This window comes from Peptoniphilus sp. HMSC075B08, assembly GCF_001815405.1.
In the GTDB taxonomy this organism is placed as follows: domain Bacteria; phylum Bacillota; class Clostridia; order Tissierellales; family Peptoniphilaceae; genus Peptoniphilus_A; species Peptoniphilus_A harei.
In genome coordinates this window covers 33,540-51,637 of the sequence record NZ_KV820458.1, presented here as the reverse complement: position 1 = coordinate 51,637, position 18,098 = coordinate 33,540, and the positions used below count along the sequence as shown (strand labels likewise).

18 protein-coding genes are annotated in these 18,098 nt (G+C 35.3%); 16 read left to right on the top strand and 2 right to left on the bottom strand.

Features of this window, described 5'->3' with window-relative positions; all coding sequences use genetic code 11:
• Window positions 1-9: 9 nt before the first annotated feature.
• Genes HMPREF3023_RS06900 through radA form a run of 4 tightly spaced genes read left to right on the top strand, consistent with a single transcriptional unit; the run spans window position 10 to window position 5,308 of the window.
• Window positions 10-522, top strand: coding sequence for a UvrB/UvrC motif-containing protein (locus HMPREF3023_RS06900; protein WP_070702000.1), 513 nt, complete (start codon window positions 10-12; stop codon window positions 520-522).
• The gene (locus HMPREF3023_RS06895; protein WP_070701998.1) at window positions 515-1,495 is read left to right on the top strand and encodes an ATP--guanido phosphotransferase; all 981 of its coding nucleotides are present in this window, start codon (window positions 515-517) and stop codon (window positions 1,493-1,495) included. The genes HMPREF3023_RS06900 and HMPREF3023_RS06895 overlap by 8 nt, the downstream gene beginning before the upstream one ends.
• Window positions 1,492-3,957 (top strand): ATP-dependent Clp protease ATP-binding subunit, encoded by a 2,466-nt coding sequence (locus tag HMPREF3023_RS06890; protein ID WP_070701996.1) that lies wholly within the window; start codon window positions 1,492-1,494, stop codon window positions 3,955-3,957. Before HMPREF3023_RS06895 ends, HMPREF3023_RS06890 begins: the two co-directional genes overlap by 4 nt.
• Window positions 3,929-5,308 carry a DNA repair protein RadA gene (radA, locus tag HMPREF3023_RS06885; protein WP_070701993.1) on the top strand — a complete coding sequence of 460 codons (1,380 nt, stop codon included), beginning with the start codon at window positions 3,929-3,931 and terminating at the stop codon, window positions 5,306-5,308. The genes HMPREF3023_RS06890 and radA overlap by 29 nt, the downstream gene beginning before the upstream one ends.
• A gap of 70 nt (window positions 5,309-5,378) precedes the next feature.
• Here the strand turns inward: radA and brnQ are convergent, their stop codons facing one another.
• Window positions 5,379-6,686, bottom strand: a complete 1,308-nt coding sequence (brnQ, locus tag HMPREF3023_RS06880; protein ID WP_070701991.1) for a branched-chain amino acid transport system II carrier protein — start codon at window positions 6,684-6,686, stop codon at window positions 5,379-5,381.
• Window positions 6,687-6,809: 123 nt separating this feature from the next.
• Here brnQ and HMPREF3023_RS06875 point away from each other — a divergent pair, with 123 nt between their 5' ends.
• Entirely contained in the window at window positions 6,810-8,087 is a 1,278-nt protein-coding gene (locus tag HMPREF3023_RS06875; RefSeq protein ID WP_070701989.1) for a bifunctional folylpolyglutamate synthase/dihydrofolate synthase, read from the top strand.
• A gap of 111 nt (window positions 8,088-8,198) precedes the next feature.
• On the opposite strand, the gene rpmB is transcribed toward HMPREF3023_RS06875, so the two are convergent.
• Window positions 8,199-8,390 (bottom strand): 50S ribosomal protein L28, encoded by a 192-nt coding sequence (gene rpmB / locus HMPREF3023_RS06870; protein ID WP_005955693.1) that lies wholly within the window; start codon window positions 8,388-8,390, stop codon window positions 8,199-8,201.
• Between the two features lie 179 nt (window positions 8,391-8,569).
• On the opposite strand from rpmB, the gene HMPREF3023_RS06865 reads away from it, so the two are divergent.
• The 11 genes from HMPREF3023_RS06865 to HMPREF3023_RS06815 all read left to right on the top strand — a co-directional run bounded on the left by HMPREF3023_RS06865 (window position 8,570) and on the right by HMPREF3023_RS06815 (window position 18,084).
• Window positions 8,570-8,923: an Asp23/Gls24 family envelope stress response protein gene (locus HMPREF3023_RS06865; RefSeq protein ID WP_070701987.1), complete on the top strand. Its 354-nt coding sequence runs from the start codon at window positions 8,570-8,572 to the stop codon at window positions 8,921-8,923.
• Window positions 8,924-8,936: 13 nt separating this feature from the next.
• Window positions 8,937-10,601, top strand: coding sequence for a DAK2 domain-containing protein (locus tag HMPREF3023_RS06860; protein ID WP_070701986.1), 1,665 nt, complete (start codon window positions 8,937-8,939; stop codon window positions 10,599-10,601).
• A 73-nt stretch (window positions 10,602-10,674) separates the two neighbouring features.
• The gene (gene recG / locus HMPREF3023_RS06855) at window positions 10,675-12,705 is read left to right on the top strand and encodes an ATP-dependent DNA helicase RecG (RefSeq protein ID WP_070701984.1); all 2,031 of its coding nucleotides are present in this window, start codon (window positions 10,675-10,677) and stop codon (window positions 12,703-12,705) included.
• A gap of 53 nt (window positions 12,706-12,758) precedes the next feature.
• The gene (gene rsmD / locus HMPREF3023_RS06850) at window positions 12,759-13,325 is read left to right on the top strand and encodes a 16S rRNA (guanine(966)-N(2))-methyltransferase RsmD (RefSeq protein ID WP_070701982.1); all 567 of its coding nucleotides are present in this window, start codon (window positions 12,759-12,761) and stop codon (window positions 13,323-13,325) included.
• On the top strand, window positions 13,303-13,788 hold the full coding sequence (gene coaD, locus HMPREF3023_RS06845; RefSeq protein WP_070702286.1) for a pantetheine-phosphate adenylyltransferase: 486 nt from the start codon (window positions 13,303-13,305) through the stop codon (window positions 13,786-13,788). The genes rsmD and coaD overlap by 23 nt, the downstream gene beginning before the upstream one ends.
• Window positions 13,785-14,225 (top strand): ATP synthase subunit B family protein, encoded by a 441-nt coding sequence (locus HMPREF3023_RS06840; protein WP_070701980.1) that lies wholly within the window; start codon window positions 13,785-13,787, stop codon window positions 14,223-14,225. Before coaD ends, HMPREF3023_RS06840 begins: the two co-directional genes overlap by 4 nt.
• 364 nt (window positions 14,226-14,589) lie before the next feature.
• Window positions 14,590-15,705: a peptide chain release factor 2 gene (prfB, locus tag HMPREF3023_RS06835; protein ID WP_070701979.1), complete on the top strand. Its 1,116-nt coding sequence runs from the start codon at window positions 14,590-14,592 to the stop codon at window positions 15,703-15,705.
• Between the two features lie 7 nt (window positions 15,706-15,712).
• Complete coding sequence (gene pyrF, locus HMPREF3023_RS06830; protein WP_070701978.1) at window positions 15,713-16,417, top strand: orotidine-5'-phosphate decarboxylase; 705 nt, start codon at window positions 15,713-15,715, stop codon at window positions 16,415-16,417.
• The gene (gene pyrE / locus HMPREF3023_RS06825) at window positions 16,417-17,046 is read left to right on the top strand and encodes an orotate phosphoribosyltransferase (protein WP_070701976.1); all 630 of its coding nucleotides are present in this window, start codon (window positions 16,417-16,419) and stop codon (window positions 17,044-17,046) included. Before pyrF ends, pyrE begins: the two co-directional genes overlap by 1 nt.
• Before the next feature lie 62 nt (window positions 17,047-17,108).
• On the top strand, window positions 17,109-17,489 hold the full coding sequence (locus tag HMPREF3023_RS06820; protein ID WP_070701974.1) for a YkvA family protein: 381 nt from the start codon (window positions 17,109-17,111) through the stop codon (window positions 17,487-17,489).
• Window positions 17,461-18,084 (top strand): DNA-3-methyladenine glycosylase, encoded by a 624-nt coding sequence (locus HMPREF3023_RS06815; RefSeq protein WP_210400918.1) that lies wholly within the window; start codon window positions 17,461-17,463, stop codon window positions 18,082-18,084. Before HMPREF3023_RS06820 ends, HMPREF3023_RS06815 begins: the two co-directional genes overlap by 29 nt.
• The last annotated feature ends 14 nt before the right edge of the window (window positions 18,085-18,098 follow it).

The window sequence follows — 18,098 nt, the reverse complement described above, 5'->3', positions numbered from 1 at the left end:
GGGAAGAAGATGTTGTGCGACAACTGTAAAGAAAGGGAATCAATAATTTCTTACACAAGAATAAACAATGATGAAGTTGAAGAAGTTCATCTTTGTCAGGTTTGTGCTGAAGAAAAATTTAAAAAAGAATTTACGGGATATCAAAATATAATTCCTCAACTTGAAAATGCCCTAAAAAATATTTTTAAATTTACCGCCAACTCATCAAAAGATGAAAAAGATGACATTAGGTGTGAATACTGCGGCAGGAGTTTTAGAGAACTTAAGAACACAGGAGTCTTGGGTTGTCCAAAGTGTTATGACTCCTTTGGAAATGAAATTAAGTCTTACCTAAAGGCTTTAAATATAAACTTAAAATACAGGGGAAAGATCCCTAAAAATTCAGAATCCTATATTTATTATAATAGGAAGCTTGAGGACCTTAAGGAAAAGCTGGACCTTGCTATTGGCCTAGAGGAATATGAAAAGGCAGCAGAAATTAGAGATGAGATAAAAACTTTAAAGGAAGATGCCAATGTCTAATATTATTTTAGGTAACAAGATAAAATTATACAGAAACATTGATGGCAAGAATTTTGTCAACACTATGTCCGATGAAGAATTAAGAGAAAACATAGACTTTCTTGAGCCAATAATCAAGGAAATGGGTTATGAAAAAGTCGATATAGAAAACATGTCTTCCTTAAAAAAGTTAAAATACTTGGAAGAGGGAAGGCTTGGCAAGAGCTTTCTTGAGAAGAAAAATATTGGGTTTTATCAAAAGGTTGAGGAGCCAGATATTTTAATTAACTCAAGCGAGCACATAGAGCTTTCAAACTTCTCAAGGACCAAGTCTCTTGACGAACTTTACGAGGAAATTTATGACTTGGAAGGAAAGCTTGAAGAAAAAGTTGATTTTGCCTTTAGTCCAGAGTATGGATATTTAACTTCAAGGGTTTTTAATGCAGGAACTGGTTTTAAACCTATTGCCTTTTTATACTTGCCAGCCTTAAATTATTTTGGGATAAGTGAAATTGCCAAGGGCCTATCAAGGCTTGGCTACACCCTAGGTTCTTATAGGGGCAGGTCCGAGAAGGCCATGGCAAGTATCTATACACTTTCTTTTGAGTCCACACTTACAGAAGACGAAGATTCTTATTTAGAAAAATTAAAACTCATTAGCGACGAAATTGCTGATGTTGAAAGGGAAAATAGAAAAAAACTTTATTTAGACAATATTATAAGCCTTGAAGACATGGTGAACAGGTCCTATGGCCTACTTGCCAATGCAAGGCTACTATCGGAAGAAGAGATGATGCAGTCCATGAGCATGATTAACCTGGGGATTGAGCTTTCAATCTTAAAGCCAAATAGGGATTTTGACTTTTACAAGGAAATCATGAAGCTTAGAAATGGACACTTACAAATTGAGAGAGGCTCAATCTTGGACCTTAAGTCAAGAGATATTTTAAGGGCCAACAAGTCGAGAGCTCTCATGAAGGAGGTTTTCAAATGAGTATGTTTGGAAGATTTAGTGAAAAATCACAAAAAGCCATTCTCTTTGCCCAACAAGAGGCAAGAGAACAAAGACATTCATATATAGGGTCAGAGCATATACTTCTTGGAATTTTGCGAGAAGGAACAGATGCAGGAGCTCACATACTTTCAAAGCTTGGGATAGATTACAATAAGGCCAAGGAAACAACTATGGATATAGTAAGCCAGGGCCAGGGTCCAGTGGTGTCAAGCATTGCTTACACACCTAGGACAAAGAGAATCTTTGAACTTGCCTTTGAAGTTTCAAGAGAAATGGGTGAGAACACAGTATCAACTGACCACCTTTTACTTGGAATCCTAAGAGAAGGTCAAGGAGTTGCTATCTTAGTCTTAAAAAGACTGGGCATTGATGTAATGAGTCTTGAGAATGATATTTTAAATAACATGGAAGACTATGAGGATTATGAAGAAGGCAGCGAAGGGTCCTCTGAAGCCCTAGAAAAATATACTACTAATTTAAATAAAAAGGCTGAAGAAGGAAAAATTGACCCAGTTATTGGAAGAGAAAAGGAAATAAAAAGAGTTATCCAAGTTCTATCAAGAAGGACAAAAAACAACCCAGTTCTAATTGGAGAACCAGGTGTTGGTAAGACTGCCATAGCTGAAGGACTTGCTGCAGAAATTGTTGCAGGTAATGTTCCTGAAATTATGAAGAATAAAATTATTTTAACTCTTGATATTTCTCAACTTATTGCCGGAGCGAAATACAGGGGAGACTTTGAAGAGAGATTAAAAAACGTAACTAATGAGGCAAGCAAGAATAAAAATATTATTCTATTCATTGATGAAATGCACGTAATAATTGGTGCAGGATCTGCTGAAGGATCTCTTGATGCTTCAAATATCCTAAAGCCAATGCTTACAAAGTCAGTCCTACAAATTATTGGGGCAACAACTATTACAGAGTACAGGCAAAAAATTGAAAAGGACTCTGCTTTTGAAAGAAGACTTATGCCAATAATGGTTGATGAACCAAGTGTGGAAGATTCAATCAAAATAATAGAAGGTCTTAAAAATATTTACGAGGACCACCACCATGTAATAATACCTGATGAAAGTATTGAAGCTGCTGTAAAATATTCCGACAGGTATTTAAACGACAGGTTTTTGCCAGACAAGGCAATTGACTTAATTGATGAGGCAAGTTCAAAATTAAAGATAGAATCTTATAAGGTTCCAGAGTTTGAAGAAAAGTATAAGCTTGACCTTGAGGATATAGAAGAAAAGAAGAATCAAGCAGTAAAGGACCAAGACTATGAACTTGCTGCAAATCTACGTGATGAACAAAAAAGAGTGGAAGAAGAACTTGAAGAGAAGAGGGCTGCCTTTAAAGAAAAAGAAGCAAAGAAGGAAGTTTCAAAAGAACTTATAGCCGATATTGTATCTGATTGGTCTAAGGTTCCAGTAACTGAAATGACAGAAGAAGAGACAGAAAAATTAAGGGACTTAGACATAAAACTAAAAGAAGATGTCAAGGGACAAGACCAAGCTGTCAAGGCTCTTGCCAAGGCCATAAAGAGGTCAAGGATTGGTCTTAAGGATCCAAACAAGCCAATAGGTTCCTTTATCTTTGTTGGACCAACTGGTGTTGGTAAGACTTATCTTGCAAAGAGTCTTGCCAAAAACCTGTTTGGAAAAGAAGAAAACATGATTAGGTTTGATATGTCAGAATACATGGAGAAATTCACTGTATCAAGACTTGTGGGTTCACCTCCAGGATATGTTGGTTACGATGAAGGTGGCGAACTAACAGAAGCTGTTAGAACAAATCCTTATTCAGTAATTCTCTTAGATGAAATTGAAAAGGCTCATCCAGATATATTTAACATTCTTTTACAAATTCTTGATGAAGGAAGATTAACTGACTCAAAGGGAAGGACTGTTAACTTCAAAGATACAGTTATAATTATGACTTCAAATGCTGGAGCAAACCTCCTAGCCAAGAATTCAGTGCTAGGCTTCTCAACTTCAGAAGAATCTGTAAAGAAAAGTGAATTTGAAAACATGAAGTCCATTATAGACCAGTCCTTAAAAGATATGTTTAAGCCTGAATTCTTAAACAGGGTTGATGATGTTGTAATCTTTAAGGCTCTTGAAAAATCTGAAATCAAAGACATTGTTAAGAATATGCTTGATAGTCTAAACCTTAGACTAGAAGATATGGGAATCAAGGCAAGATACACAAATAAACTTATCAACTTCCTTGTTGAAGAAGGTTATGACAAGGTCTTTGGTGCAAGGCCACTACAAAGGACAATTACAAAACTTATTGAAGATAAAATTGCAGACGAATTCTTAGATGGAAATATCAAAGATGGCGATGAAATCTCTGTAGATGTTAAATACAAGAAGGTTCAAATAAAAAAAGTAAAGAAGACAAAAAAGGCGAAAGATGAAAAAGAAAATAGTCTATCAATGTAATAAATGCGGCTACATTTCCCATGGTTTTTTTGGGAAGTGTCCCAACTGTGGTGCATGGAATACTCTAGAAGAGAAGGAAGAAGAAACATCTTCTAGCAAAAGCTCTTCTAGGAGCAAAAAGATTAAAAAGGATGCACAAAAATTAAATACTGTTGCAGTTTCTTCAGATGAGAGAATTAAGACTAGCATAGAAGAATTTAACAGGGTCATGGGCGGTGGTATCGTCCGTGATTCTGTTAGTATTTTGACTGCAAAGCCAGGCTCAGGTAAGTCAACCCTTCTTATGCAAGTTGCCAATGACATTGCCAACAAGGGGATGAGGGTCCTCTACGCATCGGGAGAAGAGTCAGAAACACAAATTAAGATGAGGGCAGAGAGAATTCTTGACAAACTTTCTGACAATATTTGGGTTTATTCTGTCACTTCACTTAACTCTGTCCTTGATCAAGTTGAAAAAATTGATCCACAACTAATAATCATAGACTCAATTCAAACTTTTACACTTGATGAATTTCCACAAAGACCAGGAACTCCAACCCAAACTATGGAGTGTGCCTACAAGATGACTGAAGTTGCCAAAGACTTAGAAAAGCCTCGCATGGTCTTCTTAGTTGGACAAATGACCAAGCAAGATGAGCTTGCAGGTGTGAGAAGTCTTGAGCACTTGGTGGATACAGTTCTCTTAATTGACGGCGATTCATCAGAAGACTTGAGATCACTTATGACGACAAAAAATAGGTACGGGTCAACAGGTGAAATTGGATTTTTCTCCATGACGGAAAAGGGAATGATCTCAATTGACAATCCATCAGAATACTTTATGACGAAAAGGTCGGCAGCAGAACAAGTGCCAGGCTCTTCACTCTCAGTCATTAGGGAAGGAACAAGACCAATAATTCTTGAGACAGAAGCCCTAGCCTCAAAGTCTTTCCTTCCTTATCCATCAAGAATTTCTGAATCTGTAAGGCGTGAACACCTAAACACCCTTGTTTCAATTCTTGAAGAGAGGGCAGGAATTACTTTTTTAGACAAGAACATAGTTGTCAAGTCCACTGGTGGAATTAAAGTTAAGGAGCAGGCATCAAACCTATCTGTAATGGTTTCTATTGTGTCGTCAACACTTAATAAGCCTGTTGAAGCTAACTCAGTTTTCATTGCCGATGTGGGACTTACAGGAGAGCTTAAAAATGTTCCAAGTCTTGATGTAAGACTTAAGGAGGCAGAAAGAATGGGCTTTAAAAAAGCTTACGTTTCAAAATATTCTAATGTAAAGGAAGAAGCCTACCAGGACTTAAAAGTTATTAAGATGTCGAATATCTCTGAAGTCCTAAATAAAATATTTGATTTATAAAATTTTTAACAATAAAAAAACTCTTGTTACTAAAAAGTAATAAGAGTTTTTCTTTTGCATATTTTTAATTTTAAGCTAGCTTAGTTTTTCTCGTAGATGAAATTACAAGAGCAATTACGAGACCAACAAGCATTGGACATACCCAACCAAGACCAAACTCAGTAAGTGGTAATTTAGTTAAGCTATCTCCAAAGCCACCTAGAAGGCCTTTGCCTTGCAATACAAATAAGAATCCAAATATCAATGAAACGATAGAAGGAACTTTAAATACTAAGTCGTCCTTAATCTTTTCATTAAATAATCCCAATAGGATAATTGTCATTGCACATGGATAAATAACTTCAAGGATTGGTGCAGAAATTTTAATAATTTGAGTTACACCAAGCATAGAAATTAAGCATGAAACAATAGAACAGATAATTACGATTCTTTCATAAGAGATCTTGTTAAAAGTCAAGTCGTTAAAGAAATTACCAGTTGCAGATATAAGTCCAATAGCGGTTGTAAGACAGGCTAGGGCAGTTATAAGACCAAGGATATAAACTCCAGTGCCACCTAAGATTCTGTTTGTAATGTCAACAAGTAAAAGAGTTGAGTCAGTGTCAGCATCATAAATGCCAAGGCTTGAAGTTTGTGCTCCAAGATATAGTAGGCCTCCGTAGATTAATGCTAATAAAATTACTGCAATGACACTTGATAAAATAGTTGCCTTAATCTCAACTTTTTGTGATGAGTAATTTCTTGACTTAACAGCTCCAATAACAACAAGGGCAAACATACAACTAGCAATGGCATCCATTGTTTGATAACCATCAGTGATGCCCTTTTTTAGAACATTGTCGATCATAGTTGTGTTTGCAACTTCTCCAATTGGAGTGACAATTCCCTTAATGATTAAAACTGTCATACAAAGTAAAAGTGAAGGAGTAAGGAACTTTCCAACAATATCAATTACCTTACTAGGTCTAATACTTAATAGACAAGCTATAAGGAAGAAGATAACAGAGAATAAGTACCTGTTAAAGGACTCACCAAAAATTGGCAAGATTGCAATCTCATAAGTAGTAGCGGCTGTTCTTGGTGTTGCCAAGAAGGGTCCAATACATAAAATAATTGCTGTAGAAATAATTACTGCAAAAGTCTTGTTAATTCTTGAGGCGAGGACGTTAAGGTTACCTTCATATTTTGATAGGGCAATAATTGCCAGTAGGCCTAGACCTGCGTCTGTGATTGTAAAGCCTAAAAATCCTATCCACCATTGGTGACCCGACAATAAACCTAAGTAAGGGGGAAAGATTAAGTTTCCAGCTCCAAAGAACATTGCAAAAAGTGCGAAGCCAATAATAAATAAATCTTTCGTCTTAATTTCATTGTTCATCTTTTTTTACCTCCATAAATATATTTTTCTCATTCTATCACAAAGAAAGACTTTTGGATACATAAATTATTGATTAGATGCAAATATTTTGATAATATCAATGTTATTGAAAGGAAGGTTGACATGGATTACAAAGAATCAGTAGCTTGGCTTGAAAATAGAAATATACCTCTTGGAGAATTTACAACAGATAATATTAAGACTTTATTAGAAATTTTTGATAGGCCTCAAGATAAATTAAAAATTATTCACATTACAGGAACTAACGGCAAGGGATCAGTTGCAAGTTTCATCACTAATGCCCTTATAGAAAATAACTATTCAGTGGGCAAGTTCACATCTCCTTATATAACAAATGTTCGTGAGGAGATAGAAGTCAATAGGGAAATCATAAGCGAAGAAGACTTTGCAAAGATTGCCAGTCAAGTTAGAAAAGAAGTTGAAGGACTTGATAAGAAGAAAATTTTTGTAAGTGGTTTTGAAATTTTAACTTCAATTGCCTACATTTATTTTGCAGAGAAAAATTTAGACTTTGCAGTAATGGAAGTTGGCATGGGAGGAAGAGTTGACGCGACAAATGTAATGGAGAAATCTATCCCTGTTTTTTGTCACATTGCACTTGATCATGCAAACATCTTGGGTGACACTTTAGAAAAGATTGCTCGTGAAAAGGGTGGAATTATTAAAGAAAATTCTCATGTCTTTTCTTATCCTCAGGCTGAAGAAGCAAGGCTTGAATTAAAGAAAATATCAAGAGAAAAATCTTCTAGCTTTAGTGAATTTTCCTTTGACGAAGTAAAAATAATTTCCTCCAACGAATTTGGAAATAAATTCAACTTTAGATCTTATAAGGATGTAGAAATTTCTCTTATTGGAGACCATCAAGCCTTTAATGCAGCCCTTGCTATCATGGTTTTGGATTATTTAAAAGAAGATTACAAATTAGACGAAGAAAAAATAAAAGAGGGACTAAAGAAGGCAGAGAATATTGGAAGGACAGAATGTCTATCAAGAGACCCTCTTATAGTAATTGATGGGTCTCACAACTTGGATTCAATTGAAGGAATAGAAAAAAGTATAAAGAAATTTAACTATAACAAATTGATATTGGGCTTCTCACTTCTAAAGGATAAGGACCACAAACACATCTTGGAAAAGATTGAGGGACTTGCAGATAAGATTGTCTTGACAGAAATTGACAATGAGAGATTTACTGATTTAGATTCCTTAGAAAAAGAATTTAAAGAAATTTCAAGTAAAGAAATTTATGCAATCAAGGACAGGAAGGAAGCAGTTGAAAAAACTTTTGAACTTGCAGGAGAGGGCGACATGATCCTTTGGTGTGGATCACTTTACCTCATAAAGGATATAAGAAAAATAATTTTGGAAAAAATAAATTAAATATAAAAAACAAAACCCCTTGACGACTACTCAAGGGGTTTTCTTATAAAGTCTCCCAAGGGAGAATATGTAGGTCCTAAATAAAAAAAGGATCTTAACTAAGACCCTTAATTATATAGCTCTTTCTACTTTACCAGATCTTAGGCATCTAGTACATACGTTAATTCTTTTTCTTGATCCATTAACTACAGCCTTAACTCTTCTAATGTTAGGAGACCAGCTTCTGTTAGAACGAGAGTGAGAGAAAGAAATTTTATTTCCGAATGATTTTTCTTTTCCGCAAATTTCACATCTTTTAGCCATAACGCACCTCCTTTAGTTATTAAGCAGACAATATTTTACCAAAAAAGTCCGCTAAGTGCAAATATTTTTTCAACATGTATTTATTTTACACTAAATTCTAATTTTTTACAAAGGATTTTTGAAAATCTGTTAATATTCTGTGACTTCTGATATAATGTACTAGATAAGGAGGTGCCCTCATGCCGGCAATTATTAATAGAGAACTTGGAAACATTGTAATAGAAGATAGCGTACTAGCAAATATAGCTGGGATTTCAGCTATGGAATCTTACGGAATTGTTGGAATGGCATCAAAAAATGCCGCAGATGGAATTTTTGAATTATTGAGATTCGAAAATCTTTCAAAGGGAATTGTAGTTAATACTGACGAAAATGAAATTTCTATAGAGCTTCATGTAATTTTAGAATATGGAGTTAAAATTTCTACTGTTGGTGAAAATATTATAGAGAGAGTAAAGTTTAATATAGAAAATTTAACAGGGCTTGAAGTTGATAATATTGAGGTCCTTGTAGAAGGTATTAGACTTAAGTAGTGGAGGTAAGATTTTGGAAATAAATAAAATTAATGGTCCCCTATTAAAAGAAATTTTTAAGGGAGCCGTAAATTATCTAATATCCATGAAGGAGGAGGTCAACGCTCTTAATGTGTTCCCTGTTCCCGATGGAGATACAGGAACTAACATGAGCCTTACATCAAAATCTGCCTTAAAACAAATTGAAAGCTTAGAGGGAGATTTTACTGCTGGAGACGTTTCAGCTGCAGCAGCTCGTGGTGCTCTTATGGGAGCTAGGGGAAATAGTGGTGTTATTCTTTCACAACTTCTAAGAGGTTTTTCTGAAGGTTTGGAAGGAATTGATAAAGCAACTACATCAGACCTTGCTCATGCCTTTAAAAAGGCAAGTGAGACAACTTATAAGGCTGTTATGAAACCAATTGAAGGAACAATACTTACAGTTGGAAGAGAAACTGCTGACTTTGCCATTAGACATTATAAAAAGGCAGAAGACCCAATTACATTTTTAGAAGATGTAATTGTTGAAGCAAATAAATCTCTTGATAACACACCAAATCAACTTCAAGTTTTAAAGGAAGCTGGAGTTGTCGATGCAGGTGGTAAGGGTCTTGTTGTCCTACTTGAAGGTGGACTTAAGGTCTTAAAGGGCGAAGACATTGCTGATCAAAGTGAAGATGAAACCCTAAAGAAAAAGGCACAAAAAGAAGTTCAATTCACTGAAGCTGACACTTCTTTAAAATATGGTTATTGTACTGAATTTATTATAAATACTGACTACGAAGATATTGACTCTTTTAGAGAAAAAATTGCACCACTTGGTGACTGTCTTTTAGTTGTTGGTGGTGGCGGAAGTCATCTTATAAAGGTTCACGTTCACACAAATGACCCTGGAATTGTCCTTCAACATGCTTGCGAGCTTGGACTTCTTCAAGATATCAAGATCGATAACATGAGATACCAACACAGGGAAGTTCTCTTTGATGATGAAGAAGTTGCTGAAGCTAAAAAGAGAGAAGAAGAGGAAGAAATAATAGAAGAAAAAGACTATTCCTTTATAACAGTTTCCATGGGAGAAGGAATGACAGAAACCTTTAAATCTCTTGGTGTTGACTTTGTTGTTGCAGGTGGTCAAACTATGAACCCATCAACAGAAGACCTTTTAAAGGGAGTTGACAAGGTGGGGGGTAAGGTAATCTACCTAATCCCAAATAACAGCAACATAATTTTATCAGCAGAACAAGCAAGGGATATTTCTAACAGGGAAATTATTGTAATTCCATCAAAATCAGTTCCACAAGGTATAGCTGCTATGCTTGCCTTCAATGAAGAAGCTTCAAAAGAAGAAAACGAAGAAAATATGATAGAAGCAATAGGAAGTGTCATTGATGCATCTGTAACTTATGCAGTAAGAGATACTACAATAAATGGCAAGGAAATCCACAAGGATGACATAATTGGTATTGCATCTAAAGATATAATTTCCAGCGGCAAGACTGTTTTTGACGTTGTAACAGAAACTGTGGACAAGCTAATGGACGAAGACATTTCTCTTGTGACACTTTTCTATGGAGAAGATGTTAAAGAAGAAGATGCAGAAGAAGTTCGTGAAGCTATTGAAGAAAAATATCCAGATATTGATATTGATGTAATAAAGGGTGACCAACCAATTTATTACTACATCATATCTCTTGAATAAATTTTAGATTATTTATTGAGCCCGAAGTTTTGCTTTGGGCTTTTCTTATAGGAAATAAAACTAGGAGATAAATATGAACTTAACAGACCCTATAAAGGGCTTAAAAGGAATTGGACCCAAAAGGGCTAAGCTCTTTCATAAGTTGGGAATTTATACAATTGAAGACCTCCTCCACTTTTATCCCAGAAGATATGAAGACTCTTCAAAAATTACTAGGGTTTCAGAAGCGAGGATTGGAGAAAAAAATACTTTTAAGATTAGGATTCTTTCTAAACTTCAAAACAGGAGGATAAGGAAGGGTCTTACACTTACAAGTTTTTTGGCTGAAGATGAATCTGGAGAGATTGAACTTTCTTTTTTTAATGCCTTTTACCTTCATTCTAAGATCTTGCCAGGTAGATACTACTTAGTCTATGGAAAGACAGACTACTTTAGGGGCAGGGTGACAATGTCAAGTCCAGAGATTGAAGAGGCTGATAATTTGAAAAAGCTGGGCAAGATTTCTCCTATTTACAATTTAACAGAAGGCCTGAATAATTTTGTCTTTGAAAAAGTAATTGACCAAGTTATTAATGAAAATCTTTTTAGTGAAAATCTGCCAGAAGAAATCTTGGATAAGTATTCTTTCCTTGGGAAAAACGAAGCCATAAGAGCAATTCATTATCCTAAGTCTAGGAAAAATTACATACAGGCTAGAGAAAGGCTAATCTATGAAGAGTTATTTTTATTTGAGCTTTCTATCCTAAAGAATAAGGTCCAAAATGAAAGGCGAGATGCAATAAAATTTGAAATCAAGGATCAAGTTTTTGATTTTATAAATAATCTTCCCTTTAAATTAACAGAGGGCCAAAACACAGTTCTTGAAGAAATCTTTAAGGACATGAAGGAAGGCAAGTCCATAAATAGACTGATTCAGGGTGATGTTGGTAGTGGTAAGACAATTATTGCAATAATAATAATATATCTTGCCTACCTCAATGGTTACCAATCATCAATTATGGCACCAACAGAAATTTTGGCCAAGCAACACTTTGAATCCTTTGTAGAATTGTTAGAGCCTTTGGGTATAAAAGTGGGACTCTTAATAGGATCAACTACAAAAAAGGCAAGAAGAGACATCTTGGACAATCTTGAAATGGGGTCTCTTGACATCTTAATAGGAACTCACGCCCTAATAGAAGAGAATGTAGTTTTTAAAAAGCTTGGTGTAAATGTAATTGACGAGCAACACAGGTTTGGAGTTGTTCAAAGAAATATGCTGCAAAATAAGAATAAGGACGCAGCTACAATCGTTATGTCGGCAACGCCAATTCCAAGGAGTTTAAGTCTTGTCCTCTATGCAGACCTTGACGTTTCCATAATAAAGTCCATGCCCAAGGGACGAAAGCCAATTAAGACCATTGCCATAAATGAAAATATGCTGGAAAAGTCCTTGGCCTTTATAAAAAAAGAACTTAATGAGGGGAGACAAGCCTATGTCATTTGCTCTCTCATTGAAGAAAATCAAGACTACGAAAACTTGCAGGCAGTTGAGAAGGTTTATGAAGAACTAAGCCAATACTTTGATGGTTTTCATGTTGGACTTCTTCATGGAAAGATGAAGGCAGATGAAAAAAATCAAATTATGGAGGACTTTGCAGAGAATAAAATTAACCTCCTTGTGTCAACGACTGTTGTTGAAGTTGGGGTCAACGTACCCAATGCCAGCGTCATAATGATCTATAATGCAGAGAGGTTTGGGCTATCAACCCTCCACCAACTCAGGGGAAGAGTTGGAAGAGGGGACCAACAATCCTATTGCATCCTCTATAATCTTTCTACAAGTGAAATATCCTGGGAGAGGATGAAGATAATGACGGACTCCAACGACGGATTTTATATTGCCAACAAGGACCTAGAGCTCAGGGGCTTTGGTGACATACTTGGAACAAGACAATCGGGCATGCCAAATCTAAGACTTGCAGACCCCTTCAGGGATGAAACTATTTTAAAATACGCTGCAGATGACGTGAGAAATATATTAGAAGAGGACCCAAACTTAGAGGGAGAAAAATATTCTTATTTAAACAAAGAGATAACTGAATTTTACTCGGATTTAAACTAATATCTTTTAAAATATCCTTTCTTATGGTAAAATGTAACTAATTTGGAGGCTTTATGAGAATAATTTCAGGAAATAGAAGGGGACTAAAATTAATAGCTCCCAAGGGACTAGATACAAGGCCCACAGAAGACAGGGTTAAGGAATCTGTTTTCAACATTTTGGGACAAAACTTCTTTGACGTCACAGTCTTAGATTTATTTTGCGGTTCAGGTGCCAATGGAATAGAATTTTTATCCAGGGGAGCAGACAAGGCCTACTTTGTTGACAAATCAAAGGAAGCCATAGATTGTGTGAAAAAGAACCTTGATAAGGCAAAGTTAAATGATCAAGCAATAGTAATGGAAGATCATTTGAACCAAGCTCTAAAAAAGTTAGATGTAAAGTTTGATTACATCTATATGGACCCACCCTTCGACAGACGCGACTTATACAAGAAAGCCTTTAAACTAATAAGAGAAAATAAGATACTAAAGCCTGACGGAAAGTTAATTGTGGAGTATAATACAGATAAGCCACTAATAATAGGTGAAGGCTTTGTAGAAATAAAAAACAAAAAATATGGAAATACTTCGATTTCCATATGTGGATGGGATGAAAATGAAAGTAATATATGCGGGTAGCTTCGACCCAGTGACAAATGGCCACTTAGACATAATAAAAAGAGCAAGGGATATTTTTGGAGAAGTTATAGTTGCAGTCCTAGACAACACTTCAAAAAAAGGACTCTTCACAGTTGAAGAGAGGAAGGACCTTCTTCATGAAGTTTTAGACGGCATGGAAGGGATTGAGATTGATTCCTTTGACGGACTCTTAGTAGAATATGCAAAAAAGAGAAACTGCAAGGTGGTTGTTAGGGGACTGAGATCGGCAAGTGATTACTTTAGTGAATACACCCTAGCCATGGCAAACAAAAATTATAAGGACAGCATAGAAACAGTATTTTTATTGTCATCTAATGAAAATTTATTTGTAAGTTCATCACTTGCAAAAGAAGTAGCCAACTTTGACGGAGATACAGATTTATTCGTGCCTCCTATTGTAGGAGAAGCTATGAAGAAAAAATTACTTAGGAGGAAGATATGAATTTAATTGATTTAGTTGAAGAATTAGAAGACCTTGTGGAAACATCATCACAAATTCCACTTACAAACAAGGTAATGGTTGAAAGGGAAGAATTTTTAGAAATTGTTAACGAATTAAAAACACAAATCCCTGGAGAAGTTTCTGAAGCACAAAAGATTGCTCAAGACAAGGACGATATCATCAATGGAGCACACGACGAAGCAGACAAGATTATCTCTGCAGCAAGAGCTCATTCAGAAAAAATTATTGACGAAAATGAACTTGTGAGACAAGCAAATGAAAGAGCAAGTGAAATTTTAAAATCTGCAAAGGAAGAGTCAACTCAAATAAGAGAAGGCGCAAGGGACTATGCAGACGAGCTACTTGAAAACACACAAGTAAACCTTTCAGAAATTATAAAAATGCTTAACGAAAATAGACAAGAGTTAAGAGGATAAATTTAAGAGCAAGACCTGAGTTAAAAGCTTAGGTCTTTTTTCATGCTTAAAACCATCTTCACCACTTATTTAATGAAAATTGGACTTTATAAGTTAGTAAAAATTAAAATAATTAGAGAAAAGAATAAGAATTAATTTAAAGTATAAGATTAATAAAAAATTTCAATTTAAAATAAATTCTAATTTGAAAAAAATACACAAACTTATATTAAGTTGCAAGTTAATATAAAAATGATAAGTCAAAAATAATTTTCATACTATAACAAAATGATAAGTCAAAAATTATTCTCATCTACCAACAAAATATTAGTGTCATTATATCAACTGTGTTATACTAAAATAAGCAATACAAAGGAGGATTTTTATGGAGCAAAATATCTATTTAGATAAGGAGCGCCTGGAAAATTCCAAGCTTACAACTAAAGCCCTAGGTGAGTCTCTTGAGATAGATTCTCTCAAGGAAAAAGTAGTTGAGCTTAACAAAAAACAAATGGAACCAGGTTTTTGGGATGACAATGAAAGTGCCCAAAAAGTTATACGTGAAACAAATTCATATCAAAGAAAGATAGATCAATACGACAAGTTAAATGAATTAATTACTGATGCAGAAGACCTAATTACCCTTATGGAAATAGAGGAAGACTACTCTTCATACTCTGACTTCCAAGGAGTTGTTGATGAAATAGAAAAGGAAGCTGCTGAATTTAAACTAAACACTTTATTAAATGGGGAGTACGATTCCCACGATGCCATTCTTTCTATCCATGCTGGTGCAGGTGGAACTGAAGCCCAAGACTGGGCAAGTATGCTTCTAAGGATGTACACAAGGTATGCAGAAAATAAGGGTTTCAAGGTTGAAACTCTTGACCTCTTAAAGGAAGACGAGGCTGGAATTAAATCCGTAACTCTAAAGATTTCTGGCGACAATGCCTATGGATACCTAAAGGGTGAAAAGGGAGTCCACAGACTTGTTAGGATTTCGCCTTTTGACTCCAACAAGAGAAGACACACTTCCTTCTCATCTGTTGATGTCTTCCCAGAAATTGATGACGACACAGAAGTTGAAATCAAAGACGAAGAATTAAAGATTGATACTTACAGGTCATCAGGTGCAGGTGGACAACACGTTAACACTACTGACTCTGCTGTTAGAATCACCCACATTCCTACAGGAATTGTTGTTCAATGTCAAAATGAACGTAGCCAAATCCAAAATAGGGAAAAGGCAATGAACATGTTAAAGGCAAAGCTTGTTGCTCTTGCAGAAGAAGAAAAAAAGGAAAAAATTGAAGACCTTCAAGGTAACTACTCACAAATTGCTTGGGGTTCACAAATAAGATCTTATGTATTCCAACCTTACACTATGGTTAAGGACCACAGGACAAATGTAGATGTTGGTGACGTAGAAAAGGTAATGGACGGAGATTTAGATACATTTATTAACGCCTACTTGCAAGATAAGGCGACTGGAGAAAGCTGAGGTTAATATGGCAAAGGATGTAATTATTGCACTAGATTTTCCAAGTGGAGATAAGGCTCTTGATTTTTTAAAGGATTTTAAAGATGAAGAAGTATATGTAAAAGTTGGAATGGAACTTTTCTACAAGGAAGGTCCAAGTATTGTAAGAAAAATAAAAAAACTAGGTCACAAGATTTTCTTGGACTTAAAGATTCATGACATTCCAAACACTTGTAAGGGGGCGACAAATTCTCTAATTGCTCTTGATGTTGACATGATCAACTACCACATAGCTGGTGGCAAGAAGATGTTAAGCGATGCTAGTGAAATTGTAAAAAATGAAAAAAGTGACCTAATAACCCTTGGTGTAACTATGCTTACTTCTACAGACGAAGAGGTTATGCACAAGGAACTTCAAATCGATAAGGATAAGTCTCTTGATGAGGTTGTCCTTGCCTATGCAAATATTGCAAAGGAAGCTAACTTAAGTGGTATTGTTTGCTCTGCACTTGAAGTGCCAAAGATAAAGGAAAATTTGGGTAAAGACTTTATCACAGTTACTCCAGGCATTAGGAAGGTAAAAAATACTGACGACCAAAAGAGGGTTGTAACTCCTAGCGAAGCAAGAGAGCTTGGATCTGATTACATCGTTGTGGGAAGACCAATCACTAAGGCAGAAGACCCATTAAAGGAATATAGAGAAATCAAAAAAGACTTTTTAGGAGGCAAATAATGCGAGAAATTGCAAAAATTTTATTAAAATTAAAGGCCGTTACTCTTTCACCAGAAGATCCATACACTTGGGCATCTGGAATAAAATCTCCAATCTACTGTGACAACAGACTGACTCTTTCTTACCCAGAAGAAAGAAGTCGAGTAGAGAAGGGTCTTGTTGATTTAATTAAAAAAGAATACCCTGAAGTAGAATATATAATGGGAACTGCAACAGCAGGGATTCCTCACGCAGCTATAATTGCTGATGCCATGGAACTTCCCATGGGCTTCGTAAGATCTTCCAATAAGGACCACGGCAAGCAAAATAAAATTGAAGGTGCAAAAATTGATGGAGCGAAAGTTGTAGTTATTGAAGACTTATTCTCAACTGGTGGATCCTCAATTGAAGCTGCAAAGGCTCTTGAAGAAGTTGGATACCAAGTCCTTGGAATCGTAAGTATATTTACTTATAATATGAAAAATGCTGAAGAAAACTTTAAAGCAGCAGGTTTTAAACACAATTCACTTACAACTTTTGATGAATTAATAGAAGTTGCTCACGAAATGGACTATATTAAGGAAAGTGAAATTGAAAAGTTAAAATTATTTAGGGATAATCCAAAGGATTCTTCCTGGATGAATGCATAAATCTCTTTTTGGGTAAAGAAAAGTAGTAAGAGAAATGCAAATTTTAACTTAGGGGGAGAAATTTGAATTATTATAGAACTTTGAGAAAGCTATGGCCCTATGCTAACCAAGTTTTTAAGAATAAAGATAGAATTAATAGGGTGATTCATGAGTCTACAGCCACTACAAGTAAAGTGGATTTATTTAAAAAGATTTCACGAGAACTTGGACTTGCTCTGGGCCTTGTAATGGATTATTCCAAGGGAAATTACAGGGATGTAAAAAAGAAGGACATAATTTTAATAGTGGCAGGATTTTTATATCTTTTAAACCCCGCAGATATAATTCCTGACTTTGTTTTGTTCTTTGGATTCTTTGATGACTTAGGTGTTCTAACTTATATAGTAAAAAAATTAGACAAGGAATTGGAAAAGTATGACCACTGGAAAAATTCTAGAGAATGATTTTTTTAAGAGAGATACAGTTGAAGTTGCAAAATCTTTAATAGGCAAGAAAATTATCAGAAATATTTCTGGTAATTTTTTCTGTGCAAAAATAGTTGAAACTGAAGCTTATTTGGGCCTTGAGGATAGGGCCTGCCACTCCTATGGTGGTAGGATTACTGATAGGAATAAGACACTTTATCTACCTGGAGGTCACATCTATGTCTACTTGATTTATGGTATGTACGACTTATTAAATATTGTGACAAGAGACGAAGAACATCCAGAGGCAGTTTTAATTCGTGGAGTAGAACCACTTGAAAATTTAGATGGGATTTCTAAAAATCGATTTGGAAAGGCTTATGAAGATCTCTCAACTTATCAAAGGAAGAACCTAAGCAATGGACCAGGGAAGCTTTCCATGGCGCTTGGAATTAATAGGTCTTTAAATGGAAAAGTCTTGTCAAAGGATTATCTCTACATAGAAGATTCTGATGAAATTTCTGAAAGTGATCTTCTTATTACAAAGAGGATTGGGATTGATTATGCAGGCGAAGACGCAGATCTTCCCCTAAGGTTTTGCCTTAGAGATAATCCCTATGTGTCAAAGAAATAATATAGATTTTTGTT